This window comes from Nitrosospira multiformis (genome assembly GCF_900111585.1).
Classification (GTDB): domain Bacteria; phylum Pseudomonadota; class Gammaproteobacteria; order Burkholderiales; family Nitrosomonadaceae; genus Nitrosospira; species Nitrosospira multiformis_B.
In genome coordinates, this window is sequence record NZ_FOHI01000002.1 from 1 (window position 1) to 17,484 (window position 17,484).

At 53.5% G+C, this 17,484-nt stretch carries 19 protein-coding genes; 13 read left to right on the forward strand and 6 right to left on the reverse strand.

The features are described 5' to 3' along the window. From BMW46_RS03075 to BMW46_RS03095, 5 genes are all read left to right on the forward strand, one after another. Nucleotides 1-191 (forward strand): c-type cytochrome (locus BMW46_RS03075; protein WP_371113490.1); only part of this gene is annotated, 191 nt, incomplete at its 5' end. 19 nt (nucleotides 192-210) lie between these two features. Next, a complete protein-coding gene (gene ctaD, locus BMW46_RS03080) occupies nucleotides 211-1,791 on the forward strand; it encodes a cytochrome c oxidase subunit I (protein WP_074704621.1) in 1,581 nt (526 codons plus the stop codon). A 119-nt stretch (nucleotides 1,792-1,910) separates the two neighbouring features. Next, nucleotides 1,911-2,468 (forward strand): cytochrome c oxidase assembly protein, encoded by a 558-nt coding sequence (locus tag BMW46_RS03085; RefSeq protein ID WP_074704624.1) that lies wholly within the window; start codon nucleotides 1,911-1,913, stop codon nucleotides 2,466-2,468. Further along, entirely contained in the window at nucleotides 2,465-2,671 is a 207-nt protein-coding gene (locus BMW46_RS03090) for a DUF2970 domain-containing protein (protein ID WP_074704627.1), read from the forward strand. Before BMW46_RS03085 ends, BMW46_RS03090 begins: the two co-directional genes overlap by 4 nt. Before the next feature lie 30 nt (nucleotides 2,672-2,701). Continuing rightward, on the forward strand, nucleotides 2,702-3,556 hold the full coding sequence (locus BMW46_RS03095) for a cytochrome c oxidase subunit 3 (protein ID WP_074704630.1): 855 nt from the start codon (nucleotides 2,702-2,704) through the stop codon (nucleotides 3,554-3,556). A 39-nt stretch (nucleotides 3,557-3,595) separates the two neighbouring features. Here the strand turns inward: BMW46_RS03095 and BMW46_RS03100 are convergent, their stop codons facing one another. Next, a complete protein-coding gene (locus BMW46_RS03100; protein ID WP_074705612.1) occupies nucleotides 3,596-3,784 on the reverse strand; it encodes a twin transmembrane helix small protein in 189 nt (62 codons plus the stop codon). A gap of 62 nt (nucleotides 3,785-3,846) precedes the next feature. Here BMW46_RS03100 and BMW46_RS03105 point away from each other — a divergent pair, with 62 nt between their 5' ends. From BMW46_RS03105 to BMW46_RS03120, 4 genes are all read left to right on the forward strand, one after another. Next, entirely contained in the window at nucleotides 3,847-4,560 is a 714-nt protein-coding gene (locus BMW46_RS03105) for an SURF1 family protein (RefSeq protein WP_074704633.1), read from the forward strand. 37 nt (nucleotides 4,561-4,597) lie between these two features. After that, entirely contained in the window at nucleotides 4,598-5,143 is a 546-nt protein-coding gene (locus BMW46_RS03110) for an SCO family protein (protein WP_256376933.1), read from the forward strand. Nucleotides 5,144-5,266: 123 nt separating this feature from the next. Then, the gene (gene cyoE / locus BMW46_RS03115) at nucleotides 5,267-6,163 is read left to right on the forward strand and encodes a heme o synthase (protein ID WP_074704640.1); all 897 of its coding nucleotides are present in this window, start codon (nucleotides 5,267-5,269) and stop codon (nucleotides 6,161-6,163) included. Between the two features lie 48 nt (nucleotides 6,164-6,211). Next, nucleotides 6,212-6,790 (forward strand): SCO family protein, encoded by a 579-nt coding sequence (locus tag BMW46_RS03120; protein WP_256376934.1) that lies wholly within the window; start codon nucleotides 6,212-6,214, stop codon nucleotides 6,788-6,790. An 86-nt stretch (nucleotides 6,791-6,876) separates the two neighbouring features. On the opposite strand, the gene BMW46_RS03125 is transcribed toward BMW46_RS03120, so the two are convergent. The 3 genes from BMW46_RS03125 to BMW46_RS03135 all read right to left on the reverse strand — a co-directional run bounded on the left by BMW46_RS03125 (nucleotide 6,877) and on the right by BMW46_RS03135 (nucleotide 9,487). Beyond that, nucleotides 6,877-8,244 carry an FAD-binding oxidoreductase gene (locus BMW46_RS03125; RefSeq protein WP_074704646.1) on the reverse strand — a complete coding sequence of 456 codons (1,368 nt, stop codon included), beginning with the start codon at nucleotides 8,242-8,244 and terminating at the stop codon, nucleotides 6,877-6,879. 80 nt (nucleotides 8,245-8,324) lie between these two features. Then, nucleotides 8,325-8,912 (reverse strand): BON domain-containing protein, encoded by a 588-nt coding sequence (locus tag BMW46_RS03130; protein WP_074704648.1) that lies wholly within the window; start codon nucleotides 8,910-8,912, stop codon nucleotides 8,325-8,327. A gap of 215 nt (nucleotides 8,913-9,127) precedes the next feature. Then, nucleotides 9,128-9,487 carry a YraN family protein gene (locus tag BMW46_RS03135; RefSeq protein ID WP_074704651.1) on the reverse strand — a complete coding sequence of 120 codons (360 nt, stop codon included), beginning with the start codon at nucleotides 9,485-9,487 and terminating at the stop codon, nucleotides 9,128-9,130. Nucleotides 9,488-9,613: 126 nt separating this feature from the next. On the opposite strand from BMW46_RS03135, the gene rsmI reads away from it, so the two are divergent. The 3 genes from rsmI to sixA all read left to right on the forward strand — a co-directional run bounded on the left by rsmI (nucleotide 9,614) and on the right by sixA (nucleotide 11,659). Continuing rightward, a complete protein-coding gene (gene rsmI / locus BMW46_RS03140; RefSeq protein WP_074704654.1) occupies nucleotides 9,614-10,486 on the forward strand; it encodes a 16S rRNA (cytidine(1402)-2'-O)-methyltransferase in 873 nt (290 codons plus the stop codon). A 159-nt stretch (nucleotides 10,487-10,645) separates the two neighbouring features. Next, nucleotides 10,646-10,885 (forward strand): thioredoxin family protein, encoded by a 240-nt coding sequence (locus BMW46_RS03145; RefSeq protein WP_074704656.1) that lies wholly within the window; start codon nucleotides 10,646-10,648, stop codon nucleotides 10,883-10,885. 303 nt (nucleotides 10,886-11,188) lie between these two features. Beyond that, entirely contained in the window at nucleotides 11,189-11,659 is a 471-nt protein-coding gene (gene sixA, locus BMW46_RS03150; protein ID WP_074704659.1) for a phosphohistidine phosphatase SixA, read from the forward strand. 58 nt (nucleotides 11,660-11,717) lie between these two features. On the opposite strand, the gene BMW46_RS03155 is transcribed toward sixA, so the two are convergent. After that, nucleotides 11,718-14,252, reverse strand: coding sequence for an NAD-dependent epimerase/dehydratase family protein (locus BMW46_RS03155; RefSeq protein ID WP_074704663.1), 2,535 nt, complete (start codon nucleotides 14,250-14,252; stop codon nucleotides 11,718-11,720). 251 nt (nucleotides 14,253-14,503) lie between these two features. Further along, a complete protein-coding gene (locus BMW46_RS03160) occupies nucleotides 14,504-15,019 on the reverse strand; it encodes a PRC-barrel domain-containing protein (RefSeq protein WP_074704665.1) in 516 nt (171 codons plus the stop codon). Between the two features lie 406 nt (nucleotides 15,020-15,425). Between BMW46_RS03160 and BMW46_RS03170 the strand changes: the two genes are divergently transcribed. Next, nucleotides 15,426-17,324 carry a potassium transporter Kup gene (locus BMW46_RS03170; RefSeq protein ID WP_074704670.1) on the forward strand — a complete coding sequence of 633 codons (1,899 nt, stop codon included), beginning with the start codon at nucleotides 15,426-15,428 and terminating at the stop codon, nucleotides 17,322-17,324. The last annotated feature ends 160 nt before the right edge of the window (nucleotides 17,325-17,484 follow it).

A 17,484-nucleotide genomic window follows, 5' to 3' on the forward strand; every position in this document is an offset into this window, starting at 1 on the left:
CGAAAGTTGCCACCGGGCCCAAGGATGGCCACATCAACATCGTCATGAATGGCAAGAGCGGCACGGCAATGGCGCCATTCAAGCATCTGTCGGACGTGGATATTGCCTCGGTGATCACCTACCAGCGCAATTCCTTCGGCAATTCGACAGGCGATGCCGTCCAGCCATCCGAAATCAATCAACACAGATAATAGCCTCAAGGAGGAAACCATGGCAGCAGTACACGATCACGACATTGCACATGCCCACGATCATCATCCCACGGGCTTGATGCGTTGGCTGACCAGCACGAACCATAAGGACATCGGCACGATGTATCTGTGGTTCAGCTTCATCATGTTCCTGACAGGGGGCGTGATGGCGCTGACTATCCGGGCGGAGCTATTCCAGCCAGGAATACAGATCGTCAATCCCGAATTTTTCAACCAACTCACCACCCTGCACGGGTTGGTGATGATTTTCGGGGCCATCATGCCGGCCTTCGTCGGTTTTGCCAACTGGCAGGTACCGATGATGATCGGTGCTCCCGATATGGCCTTTGCGCGAATGAATAACTGGAGCTTCTGGCTGCTGCCGCCTGCGGCGCTGCTGCTATTGGGTTCCTTCTTTGCGCCGGGTGGAGCGCCTGCCGGCGGCTGGACAATCTATCCGCCGTTGTCGGTGCAGATGGGCATGGGGATGGACATGACGATCTTTGCGATTCACATCATGGGCGCTTCTTCCATCATGGGATCGATCAATATCATCACCACCATTCTCAACATGCGCGCGCCTGGCATGACCCTGATGAAGATGCCGCTGTTCGTATGGACCTGGTTGATCACTGCGTATCTGCTGGTGCTGGTCATGCCGGTGCTTGCTGGGGCGGTGACCATGCTGCTGACCGACCGCAATTTCGGTACCAATTTCTTCAATGCGGCGGGCGGCGGTGATCCCGTGATGTTCCAGCATATCTTCTGGTTCTTCGGGCACCCGGAAGTCTACATCATGATTCTGCCGGCATTTGGTATCGTCTCTGAGATCATCCCAACCTTTGCGCGCAAACCGCTGTTCGGATATTCCTCGATGGTGTATGCAACCGCTTCCATCGCCATTCTTTCCTGCATCGTCTGGGCGCACCACATGTTCACCGCCGGCATGCCGGTAACCGGGCAACTGTTCTTCATGTATGCAACCATGCTGATCGCGGTGCCAACCGGTGTGAAAGTGTTCAACTGGACCGCTACCATGTGGCGTGGCTCCATGACTTTCGAGACGCCCATGCTGTTTGCCATCGGCTTCATCTTCCTGTTTACCCTTGGCGGCTTCAGCGGCGTGGTGTGTGCCATTGTCCCGATCGATATCCAGGTGCAGGATACCTACTACGTTATTGCCCACTTCCATTATGTGCTGGTGTCCGGTGCGCTGTTCGCGATATTTGGCGGTGCCTACTACTGGCTGCCGAAGTGGACGGGCCACATGTATGACGAGACCTTGGGCAAATGGCATTTCTGGCTGTCCATGTTCTTCTTCAATCTCACCTTCTTCGTGCAGCACTTCCTCGGATTGGCCGGCATGCCCCGCCGTATTCCCGACTATGCGCTGCAATTTGCGGACTTCAATATGATTTCCAGCATTGGTGCCTTTGGGTTTGGTTTGAGCCAGTTGCTGTTCCTGTACGTGGTGCTGAAATGCATTCGGGGTGGCGCGAAAGCTTCCGCAGAAGTGTGGGAAGGCGGAAAAACTCTGGAATGGACGCTGCCATCACCGGCTCCCTACCATAGCTTCGAAACCCCCCCTGTTATTCGTTAAGAATTGGGGAATAATATGAAGGACGATGCAGAAAGAAGGCGTGGTGCAATCAGAACAGCCCTCTTTCTGCTCGCGACTGTAATAGCACTCTTTGTTGCGGTTATTGTAAAAAACTGGTGATGAACGTAACTGAAGCGAATTCCGTCGTACTCAGGAAGCTGCTGATCTTTACTGTAATCATGTTTGGCTTCGGCTTCGCTCTTGTTCCGTTTTATGAAAAGATCTGCGAAGTTACAGGCCTCAACAATCTGTTACAGGCGGATACGTTGGTGGAAAATACCCAGGTTGATACGGCCCGATGGGTAACGGTGGAACTGGATGCCAACACACGGGGGCTGCCTTGGCAGTTCAAGCCTCTGCAGTCCAGTGTGCGTGTGCACCCGGGCGAGTTGACACAAGTGGTCTATGAGGTGAGAAATAACTCCGACCGGGAGATCAACGGTCAGGCAATACCGAGTTACAGTCCTCAGTTACTGGGAAAACACTTGAAAAAACTCGAGTGTTTCTGTTTCAGCAAGCAGGTATTGAAACCGAGAGAGGTACGGCAAATGCCGGTTCAGTTCCTGATCGAACCAGGTCTGCCAACCGATATCAATACGGTTACCATCTCGTACACCTTTTTTGAGTTGGGTAACGATAATACTGCCAGCTTGGATATCAACGCGGACCAGATTTGAAAGAAGATAACAAGCAACAGCCCAGAGGCAAGTTTTTACAGATTGCAAAAGCGGTCTTCTGGGCATTTTTTGGAGTGCGCAAACAGAGTGACCTCGACAGCGATGCGAGTTCATTGACGCCGGCGCAGGTAATCATTGGCGGCCTCATCGGTGCCGCCCTGTTCGTCATGACCTTGGTATTAGTGGTTAAAATAGTTACTTAGAATCAATTTCAAATACGCAGGAGAAAGAGCATGAGCCAACAAGGAGGAGGTCACTACTACGTTCCAGCGCCGTCGGCCTGGCCCATCACAGGGTCAATAGCGCTGTTATTCATGGGGTTCGGTGCCGCATTTTCGGTCAACAGGATACCAGTGGGTTATGGATTGCTTGCCACGGGTTTTGCCATACTGGTGTACATGCTTTTCGGCTGGTTTAGCACTGTGGCTCGCGAAAGCGAGAGCGGCAAATTCAACAAGCAGGTCGATAAATCTTTCCGCTGGGGGATGAGCTGGTTCATCTTTACGGAAGTCATGTTTTTCGGGGCTTTTTTTGGCGCCCTGTACTACATGCGCATGCATTCCATACCGGATCTTGCCGACCTGGATAACAAAATACTGTGGCCGGACTTCACCGCAGACTGGCCCACCGCCGGTCCCGGCATCACCGAGAAGTTCATGCCCATGGGTCCCTGGGGTCTTCCAGCTTTCAATACCCTGCTGCTGCTGACCTCTGGTGTAACCGTCACTTGGGCGCACTGGGCGTTGAAGCTGAACAAGCGTGGGCAGCTCAAACTGGGCCTGTTCCTTACATTTGCCCTTGGATTTCTCTTCGTGGGGTTGCAGGCGTATGAGTACGCGCACGCCTACTCCGAGATGAATCTCAAGTTAACTACCGGAGCCTACGGCGCCTCGTTCTTCATGTTGACCGGCTTTCACGGCTTTCACGTGACGGTCGGCTCCATTATGCTGTTCGTCATCTGGTGCCGCGTGCTGAAGGGTCACTTTTCACCCGAGAATCACTTCGGTTTTGAAGGGGTGGCATGGTATTGGCACTTCGTGGACGTGGTCTGGTTGGGCCTGTTCATATTTGTTTACTGGCTGATATAAGAAGGGCAGCCAGGTAACCAGGATGGGGAGCCTCTTCGCTCAAAGTGGAATAAAGCCGAAGTAGGTTCCCACCATCAGAAGGGTGAACAGAAAAAGCGACAATCCAATACGCAAGGTCAGGGACTTGACAACACGTGTGTCATGTCCCTTGTCCTTGACCAGATAGTAGAGCGCGGACCCCAGGCTGGCAAATATGAGAAACAGAAGCAGTACGATAACGATTTTCAAGGTTTGATCCCGAATTATTAGGTCTTCAGAAAGAAGTTTAGCCGAGTTTCGCATCCTATCCAATGACTATTTCAGGCTGGCGTTTTACGCCACGATTATGGTCAACAGTAGCTGCAATAGCTGTGATAACGATTATGGTGCAACTTGGTAACTGGCAGCTCTCGCGAGCGCAGGAAAAGGAGTCCCGGCAGGAGCGGCTCGACCGTCTTTCACAGGAGCCGGCAATTACGCTCCCTGATCATCCGGTAAAGCTTGAAGATTTTCAATATCATCAAGTTGAAGCTCGGGGTGAATACGTACCGGGACACACGATCTATCTTGATAACAAGATATACAAGGGTATCGCGGGTTACCAGATTGTAACTCCATTGAGAGTCGGTAACAGTGAGATGCACGTTCTGGTAAACCGGGGATGGATAGCGGCAACCCGCGATCGGAGTAAATTGCCGGAAGTGGCTACGCCAGGTGGGAAGATTTTGGTTTCGGGCATTGCGACGACAGCAATGCAAAAAACCCTGGAATTGTCTCCCGATCAGGTATCCGGTCAGGTATGGGAAAACTTGGACCTCGAACGTTATCGAAGCAGCACTGGCCTGAAGCTACAGCCGGTGATGATCCTGCAGAAAGATCAAGCGAATGATGGTTTGGTGCGGGAATGGCCTCGACCTGATTCCGGCTCGGGCAAGAATATCGGGTATGCCTTCCAATGGTTTGCGATGGCTTTCGCCGTATTGATTATTTATCTGGTGCTAAGTGTCAAACGAGAGCGTTACTAGAAAGAATAGACGGACGTTGATACTGTTGGCGCTGGTATTGAGCGCGCCCTTTATAGCTTCCTATACACTGTATTTCTGGAATGTGCGGCCTCAGCCCGTAAATTACGGGGATCTGATCGAGGTTAGGCAATTGAAAGGGACGGGGCTGAACGACGCGGACCAGACAATTTTTCGCATGCGCGACCTTCGCGGCAAGTGGGTGCTGATGTCGATCGACTCGGGGGCGTGTGCCGAGCAATGCCAGAAGAAGCTCTATTACATGCGTCAAGTGCGTACCTATCAAAACGCCGAAATGGATCGCATCGAGCGGTTGTGGCTGATCGATGACGAGCAAAAGCCTTCCCCAGAAGTACTGAGAGACTACGAGGGAATGCATGTCATCCGGGCGAAAAACAGTGAGTTGCTCAAGGAGGTCCCGGCCGCCGGTTCACAGCATGATCATATTTATCTGATAGACCCCATCGGAAATCTGATGATGCGGTTTCCAAAGGATCCTGACCCTGGAAAGATGGCGAAAGACATCAAGCGGCTGCTCAAGGTATCCCAGTTGGAACATGCAATGGGTACGGATATGAAACACTGAAAGATACGGCAACTGGATGGGTGTGAGCAGGGGAACTACTCTTGCACATAGACCACTCGTGATTCACATTGATTTGTCGAAACGGCGGGCGGCGAACCCGCGATAATTAGGAGACGAAACGTTATGGCTACAACGAGTATTGCTTGGCAGCAAACTGCTTCGCGTGTGCAGCAGTTTTACCGGTTAACCAAGCCGCGAGTTGTATCGCTTATTGTTTTTACGGCCGTTATAGGCATGTTTCTGTCCGTTCCGGGCGTTGTACCCCTGGATACGCTCATCTTTGCCACGGTGGGGATAGCGTTCGTTGCGGGAGCTGCCGCAGCCGTCAACTGCCTTGTCGAGCAGAAAATCGATGCTGTCATGGCCCGCACGCGTGGGCGCCCGCTGCCTCGCGGGACCGTTACCTCGCCTGAAACCTTTGTGTTCCTGGCGCTTGTTGGCGGCGCGGGTCTGCTGATACTGCATCAACTGGTCAATCCGCTGACCATGTGGCTCACGCTTGGAACCTTTGTCGGCTATGCGATTATCTACACTGTGATCTTGAAGCCGATGACCCCGCAAAATATCGTCATCGGCGGCGCTTCCGGCGCAATGCCGCCCGTTCTGGGCTGGGCTGCGGTAACGGGCGAAGTGTCGGCTGACGCTCTGCTTTTATTTCTGATTATTTTCGCATGGACGCCGCCCCATTTCTGGGCGCTTGCACTCTATCGCAAACTGGAATATGCAAAGGTTGGCATGCCGATGCTGCCGGTAACCCACGGCGACAAATTTACGCGCCTGCATGTTCTGCTGTACACACTGATACTCATCGCGGTGACATTGATGCCCTATGCCACTCAGATGAGCGGGCTTATTTATCTGGTCGGCGCGATAGTGCTGGATGTGATATTTTTATACTATGCAGTAAAAATCTACCTCAGCTACAGTGATCAACTGGCCCGAAGCGCGTTTCGCTACTCGATCGTTTATCTGGCAGCATTGTTCGCGGCACTCCTGGTAGACCATTACATACGTTTCTAAGGGACATGCGTGAGGCATCGACCGCACTATTACAAACTTGTAGTATGGTTGGCAGCGGCGCTACTGACAGCGCCGCTCCTTTCAGCATGTAGCAAGACGGAAAAGCCCGCGTTTCTTTCGACGGACATTACCGGCGCCGATTTCGGCAAAGATTTCAACCTCACTGATCACAACGGGAAGATCCGAACCCTTGCCGACTTCAAAGGGCAGGTCGTCACAGTATTTTTCGGCTACACTCACTGTCCTGATGCCTGCCCTGCGACCATGGGAAATCTTGCGGCGGCGATGGACATGTTGGGCGCCGATGCATCGCGTGTGCAAGTGCTGTTTATTACCGTCGATCCCGAGCGCGACCGACCTGAAGTCCTGAAAGCATATCTCTCTGCCTTCAATCCCAGCTTCCTCGGTCTGTATGGCGACGAACGCGCGATAAAAAAGACCACGAAAGAATTTAACGTCGTCTACCAGAAGCAACAAGGCGGCGCCCATCAGCATGACAGCGTGGACCACTCCACCGGAACCTACATCTACGATACAAAGGGGAAGTTGCGACTCTACGTCAGTAATGATAAAGGCGCAGACGTCTTCGCCCACGACATCTCCCAGCTCTTGAAAACTTCGGGTTAGCAAGGCGTTTTGCTAATCTTGAATTTGAACAGTTGAACAAATACGGCAACATTCCCGTTGCCGATTCGCAAGCCGCACATCCGTGGCTATGGAAACAGCTTTCCGGGATTCAAGATATTGTTGGGATCAAACACGCGCTTGATCTCCTTCATGAGTTCCATGGTGACCGGATCGATCTCTTTTCCGATATATGCTCTTTTCTCGCTACCGACGCCGTGTTCTCCTGACAAGGTGCCGTTGAGTTCGATTACAAGGTCGAATATCTCGTTCAGGCACATTTCCGCCCGCTGCATCTCGTCCGCAGATTCCGGATTCACCAACAGGTTGACATGAATATTGCCGTTTCCGGCATGACCAAAATTGATGTTGGAAAGTCGATACTTCGCACTCAACCCGGTGAGTCCCAGCAGAAACTCCGGCAGAGCCGAAACCGGCACGACTACGTCCTCATTGATTTTTTTTGGCGCAATATCCCTCAATAACGGCGATAATGTTTTTCTGGCTCGCCACAGCGTTGCAGCATCTGCCGTCGGCGTGGCCTGAATCAATCCGCTGCCCCCGCAAGCCCTGAGAACTGCGTCACGTGATTCTGCGACTGAGTGCTCGGTACCATCCACTTCGATCATCAGCATGGCGTGCGCATCGGCAGGAAGCATACCGGGAAACCGGCTCCTTATCAGGTTCAGTGACCCGGCATCGAGAAACTCCAGCGCACTTGGAGTCTGCGGAAGCGTCATGACCCGGACAATAGCATCTGTGCAGCCGGCGAGGTCGCCATAATAGGCTGTCACCCCCCCCAACGCCTGGGGAAGCGGAGTGAGCTTGAGGGTGGCTTCGGTAATAACTGCCAGTGTGCCTTCGGAGCCAATCAGAAGCCGGGTGAGGTCGTACCCCACGACGCCCTTGGTCGTATAGCAGCCCGTTCGGATCACTTCGCCCTTGCCGGTAACTGCCTTCACTCCCAGCACATGATCGCGGGTGGTTCCGTACTTTACCGCATGCGGTCCGCCGGCCGAGGTGGCAAGGTTTCCCCCTATACTCGAAAAAGCCGCACTGGAAGGGTCCGGGGGCCAGAAGAAACCATGCGTTCTTGCAATATCCTGGACTGTCTGGTTTATGACCCCCGGCTCAGCAACGAGTACGCGATTGGCAGGATCAACCTTGAGGACGCGCACCATCCGTTCCAGCGATAACGCAATTCCACCGGATTCCGGAAGGCTGCCACCCGAAGTGCCGGTGCCTCGCCCCCGAGGTACAAGCGGGATCCTGGTCTCGTTACAGAATTTCACTGCTGCCTGAACTTCCAGGGCAGACAACGGAAATACCACGGCATCGGGCGGAAAAACCTTCCGGGTATTATCGTATGCATACGCATAACAATCCACCGGATCGGTATAGACCCGATCTGGTGGAAACAGCTTGCCAAGCTGCGCAATATGTGTGGCAGAAAGCATCAAGGATGTGTGAAAAGACAGATCATTCCACGGGTGCGGAACTGGAAAATCGACTCGCCTTCTTCAGCAAGGCCGGAAGCTTACTCCATGTACTCGAACACCTTCACCACCTTCTTGACACCGTCGACCCGCTTGGCCAGATCTTCAGCATTCTCCGCTTCCTCTCCCCTTACAAGTCCAAGCAAATAGACAATGCCGTCCTCGGTGACAACCTTGACGTGGTTGGCCTGAAACCGACCCGAGTCCATAAAGTGCCCCTTCACCAGAGAAGTGATCAGTGTGTCATTGCCGCGGGAGGTAAATGAGCTTGGGCTGCCGACGGTAATTTCATTGGTTACATCACGCACGTTTTCAACGTTGCTCACGAGATTGCCAATTTCTTCTTTTATTGTTTCAGAAGGCGCCTCGCCGGTGAGCAGGACGTTCCGGTTGAAACTGGTGATGTTCACGTGAACGTCCGAGCTGAATTTCTCACTGATACGCTGACCGCTTCTAAACTCGATACTCTCATCCTCTACAAACATACCACTTGTACGGCGGTCCTGCGACATTGCAACCCCGGTTCCAACCCCGGCCGCCATCCCCCCGGCGGCTATCAGGCCGCAGGCAGACAAAAACGGAAGCAGGAAAAAAACCAGCAAGAGCGATTTCAAATCAAGATATTGCATCGATTTCCCCAATAGACGATAAACGTACAATAATAGCATCTGCGCTAAAGATATATCGGGCTCCCGGCTACGGCAAGCGGCGCGTTGAAAATTCAGGTCACGCCACAGGCATCTCGGGAAACCAGTAAAATGATGCCTTTAAAAAAAGAATATTTCAAACGGAATGAGCATCCATGCTAGCGAGGCCATGCATCAGTCCAAAGCCGCAACCAGTATTACGGATAGTTACCATCAAAAGCATTCCTGATCCATTCGATGTCGCGCCCATCATTGCCGGATAATAACACCGCGTCGAAGCGGCAACAGGGCTCGGTTCTCAGCGAGAGCAGATAATGTCGGGCTGCACGCACCACCTTGCGTTGTTTCGATAAAGTGATACTGGAGCCTGCGCCCCCAAAATTCCCGTTGGTACGCATCCGCACTTCGACAAACACGAGAGTTTCCCCATCGTGCATGATGAGATCAATTTCACCAAAACGGCACCGGTAGTTTCTTTGTACCAGCACAAGCTTGTGGCCCGCAAGAAACGCTTCCGCGTACCGCTCGGCTTGGTTCCCCTTCAACCTAAGGTTCATTTCCCGCTATCCTTGCAAAACGCATCAATTCCAGCCCCATTTTGCATGGGGAATCAAACGCGATGGATATTTTAAAATCCAGTCATTGGTAACCATCCTCAGAACAGAGCCTGTGGAATCGCTTGCATGGATCAATCTAAAGCAACTGTAATCCCCGCTACGTTATACGTCGTCGCTACACCCATAGGCAATCTGCGCGATATCACATTGAGAGCCCTTGATGTGCTTGCGGCGGTTGACGTCGTTGCGGCGGAAGACACCCGTACGACAAAGCATCTGCTTGCACGCTACGCCATCTCAAAAACGCTATTTGCCCTGCACCGCCACAACGAAAGTGCGTTGTTTACAAAAATTGCCGGACTGCTTTCGCAAGGCAAAACGGTGGCCATAGTGACCGATGCGGGCACTCCGGCAATCTCGGATCCGGGTGGGCTTGTCGTCAGATTTGTAAGGGAGCAGGGTTTCAAAGTCGTGCCGATTCCGGGTTGCAACGCGGCAACATGCGCCCTATCCGTTGCCGGCATATCCAATCCACATTTTCTGTTTTACGGTTTCCTTCCCACCAGCAGCGGCCCGCGGCGCCGTGCGCTTGCCAACCTGAAGCCGCATCCCTACAGCCTCGTATTTTACGAAGCGCCACATCGTATTCTCGAGTGTATAGCGGATATGACGGAGGTATTTGGAAGGGATCGCAGGATTACATTTGCCAGGGAACTGACAAAGGTGTTCGAGACCATTCATGGCTGTCCCCTGGGTGAGGCGCTTGCCTGGCTGGAGGCTGATTCCGATCGCCGCAAGGGCGAGTTCGTACTCATTTTGTCGGGGGCTGAGCCTCCGAAGGAAGCCGAGCTGAGCGAGCAGGCGCGCAGCACACTTCAGCTGCTGATGCACGAATTGCCCCTCAAGCAGGCGGTGAGGCTGACTGCGGAAATCAGCGGCGAAAGTAAAAACAGGCTTTATTCACTGGCACTCTCACTTCAGCCTCATCCAGATTCCTGAAAGATCGAGATGGTACAGTTGCTTCCGGTTCCTCAATGGGGGAGCGCTGGCACAAGGATGAGCCCGCGTTTATAATGTCGGGCTCGCATGACCACCGTCATTGGTGGTGCGAGTGGGGGCAGTTCCCCATCGATATTTATTTTTTTGGAGAGATCGACTATGAAAACACCTGCTACCTTTTATCACGCTGGCTGTCCCGTATGTGTCGAGGCCGAGCATCAGATTGCTGAAGCCCTGGATCCCGATCGCTACGAGGTTGAACTCGTACATCTCGGCGAGCAAAAGGACAGGATCGCGGCTGCCGAAGCAGCTGGCGTTCAGTCTGTTCCGGCGCTGGTAATCAACGGAGCACCTTTCCACATCAATTTTGGCGCCCCCATGTCGGCGTTGAAGTCCTAATCGATAAGACGGCGGGCGCTATGCCCGCCTATAACTACCTGCCCTATAGCCGTCGGGTAACCCAGGGAGTAATATCTACCACTCCCGTGTCTGTCCCGCTCTGGTTCCGATCCGACCGCGTTACAATCAGTTCGTCAAGCAACCAGTCCGCTTCGCTTGGCATTTCGCTTCCGTACGTGCCCAGGGGTGACGGTAACAGAACATCATATTGTTCTGATTCAGATGCTACTCCTGGTATGAACGCGACAAGCACTGAATCTCCTCTATACTTCCAAATATTACAACAGCTCTCAGGAGAAGATCATGGAGCTCATATTGTGGCGTCATGCCGAGGCTGAGGATGGCATTCCCGATAGTGCACGGGAACTTACCGATAAAGGGCGAAAACAAGCGGACCTCGTGGCCGCCTGGCTCAAGCCCAGGCTGCCGAAGAACACACGCATCCTCGTCAGCCCAACCCAGCGTACCCAGCAGACGGCTTCCGCACTCGACAAAGATTTTGAGACGGTCAGAGAAATCGGCCCCGGTGTTTCCCCGAAGGCGGTTCTGAAGGCAGCAGGATGGCCCGATGCGAAAGGTGCGGTGCTCGTGGTAGGTCATCAGCCTACGCTCGGAGAAGTTGCCGCTTTGCTCATGTCAGGTGATCCCGCGCAATGGACCATCCGGAAAGGTTCGATATGGTGGTTCACGCAGAAAAAAGGGAACCATAATCTCGGGGAGTTACTGCTCCAAGCCGTCGTTTCTCCCGACACGCTGCAAGCAGGAGATCGATGAGCGCGCCGTCTTCTCTTCGTAAGGTTTTGGTTTCCTACTCGGTACCCGCTCAGCCTTATCAATTACGCCGTACTGCTCCGATGGAATTCCAGCGATCCCAAGCGCCATAATGACTCCTGATCGGACCAACCGGCAGTGCGAGCAGAATCAGCAATACGCCCGCCGTGACGCTGGCTACCGCTCCCAGTCCGGTATAGCCGGTCAGCAGAAGGGGCGCCGGAATCAACCAGGCGCCGAATATGATGTTGGCCAAACGCAGCGGACGACCCACTTCGCTCAGGGCCATGATCGAGAAGGTGACAACGAGAGCACCCATCAGATGATCGCCATTGGCGGCAGTGCCAGCGGTATCGAAGGTGACGCGGGAAAACATCAGCGCGACACCGATGAGGATGCTTGCCCACATGCCCCAGGTAAAGCGCACGCCGGTAGCCATGATTTCATGCAGCACAGCCAGGGGCGGCCCTTCGAAACCGCCCGAGTAATCCGGTCCACCGCCTTCCATCGTATCTCCGTGCCACAATACGTGCCATAACGATTTACCTTTCCTTCTTCGATCCTTGAGGAATTGCAGCGTGGCAAGAATCTCATCGAAGGAATACGGAATCTGTAGCAGCATGGCAGCTGCGGCAATAAGGCAAAGCGTGCACCAGGTATCCAGCAGAATCGGCTGGATGATGATGAAATAAATACTGACCGCCCCGAGTGGAACAATCAATATCCCAAAGAACAGCACCATCCAGGGCATCGTCCGCCACCTGCGCTTGTCGCCGATCACGCCCGTGAGGATTTCCAGCACATAGACTGTCGCACCCAGGCCCGCGTCCGCCACCGGCCATGCTTCGGAGATATAGGAAGTAATGATATGGGCGGTACCTTCGCCAAAAAACGGATCCCAGACATCTTGAATATGACCTAATTGAAAGGCAGCCATATAGCGCGAAAGAAACAACCCCACGAACGCCAGCGCCACGATGGGAAAACGATTGGTCATTCCGGAAGGACTGTAACTCCAGCCTGGCGGAGTATCCGGCCCACTGGTACGCGCAACCGCTCCGATACCCGGCGGAGGTGACACGATCACCGCAAATAAAATGACAAAGGCGCCTACCAGCGTATCATTGGCATAAACTGCCGCGCTCGGAGTCCAGAAGACGAGCGGCGCAAACAGCAACCAGACCCCCAGCAACGCCGTAATCCAGCGCGCCCAGCCGTAGTCACGCGCCAACGATAGAAAGCCGAATATCACGATCAGCAGACCGGTAGTAATATCGCTTGTCGTCATCCAGGTTGCAGACATCGCTGATCCCCGTTGACTCGGCGTTACGATGTCCTCACTTATCATCCAGGACTCCGTCAGCCCGAAAGTGAACGGGCTTGCTATCAGCCATAGCCCGAGAGCCACGTTTGCAAAATGGCACCACAGGCTTTGCCTGTGCTCGTTCCTTTCCTGTTCACGGCTTTGGGTAATCAGCGTTGCGCTCGGCAGATTGCTTTTTTCCATTTCTTCCAGCCAGGTGGGCAACGGCAGCTTGTTGCGCTTGTACCAGTTGGCCGGATTGTGTTTCAGCCGCGCAATCATCCTCGGCAGGCACTCGCGCAACATATGCCGCGGACTCCAGTTCAACAGCTTTTTCGCGCGCGAACAATCGAGCTCGAAATGATCATCGGACAATGCCACCATGAATGGTTTGACAAAGGGTTCAATCCCGCGGTCGATGGCATCCGGTACGATATCCTCGATCCGGAGCTGGAGCCAGGCGCCGGCAACAGCCATGGATTTGGGAATCTCATGCGTGACCCACGGTGTCTCGTGAATCAACTGACCGATCAGGTTCTGCAGGCTCTCGTAACTTTCGGTCGCCGGCTCGCCGATCAGGAGGGTGGTTTCTTCGGGCAGCTGCAAGCGCTGCTCCACCGCCAGCCGGAAAGCGAGAGCAATGTCATTGATATGCGAAAAAGATTGACCATGCGAAGAATCTCCGGGAAACACATGGCTTTGCAACTGGCGTTCGTAGATACGCTGGAACTGGGTGCTGAGCGAGGGTACTTCGCACCAGTCGGTGTAGACGCCGGCAAGGCGAAATATCACAAACGGGATGCGTCCATGATACGCCCGCACTTCCTTTTCCGCCGCTACCTTGGATTCCGGGTAAGGCCATTTTGGCGCGAGCGGTGACTCCTCATTGATAGGCAGGCCGGGCTCCGTTGGCGCATGCACCAGCATAGTGCTTGCATAGATAAATTGCTCCACTTCGAACGATTCAAGCGCCTTCAAAAGCCGGCGCGTCCCCCTTATATTGACCTCCTCGTACAAGGGATTGGGTTCGTCCGAAAAATCGTAAAAGGCAGCAAGATGGATGACAGAGGCAATCCGTTGCCCGTAGGCTTTCCGTAGCTGCTGAAACGCGCGCAATACTGCCGCGTCAGAAGATATATCGACACTGATGCAGTCAACATCGGTGCCGCATTTCTGTTCAAAGCCCACCACTCTGAACTTGTCGCCCAGCTCGGTTGCAATCGCCCTGCCGATTCTGCCTTCAGAACCGGTGATGAGGATCAGAGGTTTTTCGCTGGAATCTTGCTTTTCCATACAATCTCTGCAAGCAATCGAGCTACAAGCAAAAGGTCATGCCGCCGCGCTCAGCCATACCTTTCATCTGATAAACGGTACAAAAGGTACAAAACGCTTAACCAGGAGTAGGAGTAGATGCTGCACTTTTCCGCTTCCGCCCGCTGTGAAGGACAGGGGCGGAACGTAGTGGCGCTCAATGTGGCCTGGAATTCAGGCAGCGGTGCGGCATTGAAGGAGCATCAGCGGATACAATTGTCTGACTCTTTTGTTTATTTGACCCTGCCCGAATCCATGCCCGAGGACTGGGTTGTTGTATAAGGCGTTTGCTCATACGGCGTGTCGGGGCTGTCCGTCGGCTGTTTCGTGCTGGAAGACTCGGTATAAGTCTTCGTTCCGTAGTACGAATTGATTGTATTCTGCCAGGATGTGTCCGCCATGTCGGGCCAGTCGTCCTTATCGAATCCTGGCGCGGAGTTGAGACGTTCCTTATCCACGTTGAGGATGAAGCGCTTATTCTCTGTATCGAGCGTCAGCGCGCTCCAGGGCACGGCGAAGAGCTTATCCCCCATTCCCATCAATCCACCGAAGGACAACACCGCGTAGGCGATTTTGCCATTGTTCATATCGAGCATGATTTCCTTGATATCGCCAAGGTCTTCGTCCCTGGTGTTATATACGTCCTCTCCGATCAGCGTGTCAGCGCCCATCAGACGGGGACCAGGTCCCTTGCCTTCCTTGCCATACTTCTTGTACATGCCGTAGGTGTCACGATCTGTGTAGGCCATGGTTCTCTCCTATAATTAATCCAATTTCATGATTTGCAGGAATCGTAATCCGGAAAACGATGACTCGAATAATAAGGAAGAGAGCAATTCCGGTCGGTTCGGTAGCCAACAAAAAGAGACAGCCCAAAAGAGGTAGCTGGGGAGAGCGGCAGGATGTCATCAAAACTGCTTTTGCCATCAGCATGTGCAGGTCGTGTAAAATGTACACAGGGCTGTTTCCTATCAATTGCAAATGCGGTACCACGCCTGTCGGAAAGATAGTAAACGCTCACGTTAAAGGATATCGACTCCTGGCCTCCTTGCCAAAGGCCGAAATAAGAAGCTTGTGGTTTTGCCAGCCGCCAAGTATTTATCCTTTCTTTCAGCTGCTTGCCCCAAGACAAAGGCTGAGTCAACGTTAATCAACATGACGAATCAACAGATGCCAGCGGGACATTCTCTCGAGCGCCAGCCTCTAAGTCTGCTGTGCCTTGCTGCGTTGGGAGTGGTTTACGGGGATATCGGAACAAGCCCGTTATACGTCATGAAGACAGTTTTCGACCCCATCCATGGACTTGCTGTCACCGAGAACAACGTGATCGGCATCATTTCGCTCATTTTCTGGACGATCATGATCGTGGTGTCGCTCAAATACGTAACGTTGATCCTGCGGGCCGACAATCACGGTGAAGGCGGGATCATGGCGTTGCTATCGCTGGCCAGCTCATCCGTCACCGACCGTCCGCGCTTGCACAACATTCTGTTTCTCATCGGCGCATTCGGGGCAGCACTGTTTTTTGGCGATGGTGTTATCACGCCTGCCATTTCGGTATTGAGCGCAGTCGAGGGTCTTGAAGTTGCAACCCCGCTGCTCCAGCCTTATGTGCTACCCATCACCGTGGTTGTGCTGATCGCGCTTTTCATGTTGCAACAGCGAGGAACGGGGGGAATTGGCGTCTTGTTCGGGCCCGTCATGGTGATATGGTTCGTCAGCCTCGGACTTGTAGGTTTGATCAATATCGCGGGCGCGCCACAGATTGTCGCGGCATTCAATCCCATGTATGCCTTTGCCTTTTGTATCAGTAATGGCTGGCTGGCATTTATTGCCCTGGGAGCGGTGGTGCTGGCAGTGACAGGTGGCGAGGCGCTTTATGCGGATATGGGACACTTCGGGGCGAAGCCAATCCGGTTGGCCTGGTATGGGGGCGTCCTTCCCGCCCTCACATTGAACTATCTGGGGCAAGGTGCACTGCTGCTGTCCAATCCATCCGCAATCTCCAATCCTTTCTTTCTGCTGTTTCCTTCATGGGCGCTTTATGGCGCGGTAGCACTGGCGACTGCCGCTACCGTGATTGCCTCGCAATCCGTCATCTCCGGCGTTTTCTCGGTGACCAGGCAAGCCATTCAGTTGGGCTTCCTGCCGCGCATGCAGATCCGACACACCTCGGAACGTAAGATCGGGCAGATATACATCCCGTTTGTCAACTGGACTCTGCTGTCGGTTGTCCTCATGGCGGTCCTGGGATTCGGTTCATCCTCCAATCTTGCCTCGGCATATGGCGTAGCAGTCACGACTACGATGGTTATCGAAACCACGCTCACTTTTTTCGTGCTCCGCTATGCCTGGAATTATCCATTCCTTCTGGGCATCCTGGTAACCACATTTTTCCTGACGATCGACAGTGCGTTCTTCTCCGCCACCATACTGAAAGTTGCCCAGGGAGGCTGGTTCCCGCTCGTAATCGGGTCCGTCATTTTTTTTATTATGATCACCTGGAGTCGTGGACGGCAAATGCTGGTCGATCACCTGCGCTCCGTTGCCATACCGCTCCAATCCTTCCTCGAATCGCTTATCGCACATCCCCCCACAAGGGTCGCGGGTACCTCGGTTTTCTTGACGGCTAATCCTGACGGTGTACCCCACGCCCTGTTGCATAATCTTGCCCATAATCAGGTCCTGCACGAGCGTGTGGTTTTCCTCACGGTGGCATACCAGGAAACTCCCTGGGTGCCGGTAGAACAGCGTGTCTCGATAAAGCCCTTGATGGAAAACTGTTACCAGATCACGGTGCGGTATGGATTCAAGGATGAAGCGAATCTGCCGTACGCACTCGAATTGTGTGAACCGCATGGCCTCGTGTTCGAACCCTTGAGGACCTCCTACTTCCTGAGTCGCGAGATCGTGGTGCCTAGTCCAGGTGCCGGCATGTCCCTGTGGCGTGAACGCCTATTCGCGGCAATGGTGCGCAACGCCAGCAACGCCGCCGAATATTTCAAACTGCCGGCAAACCGTGTACTCGAACTAGGGGCGAGAGTGGAGATTTAGAGATGCTGTTCCTCTGCTTCGGTTACCTCCGTCTCGAGCGACGGAACTGCCGCTTCCTCTCAAAACCCGCTTCGGCGGGTTTTTTGTTTAACCAGATCGATATTTTTAACAAATTGACGAGCCGCGCAAAACGTAAAACTTGGCATTTTTAGTATCCCTT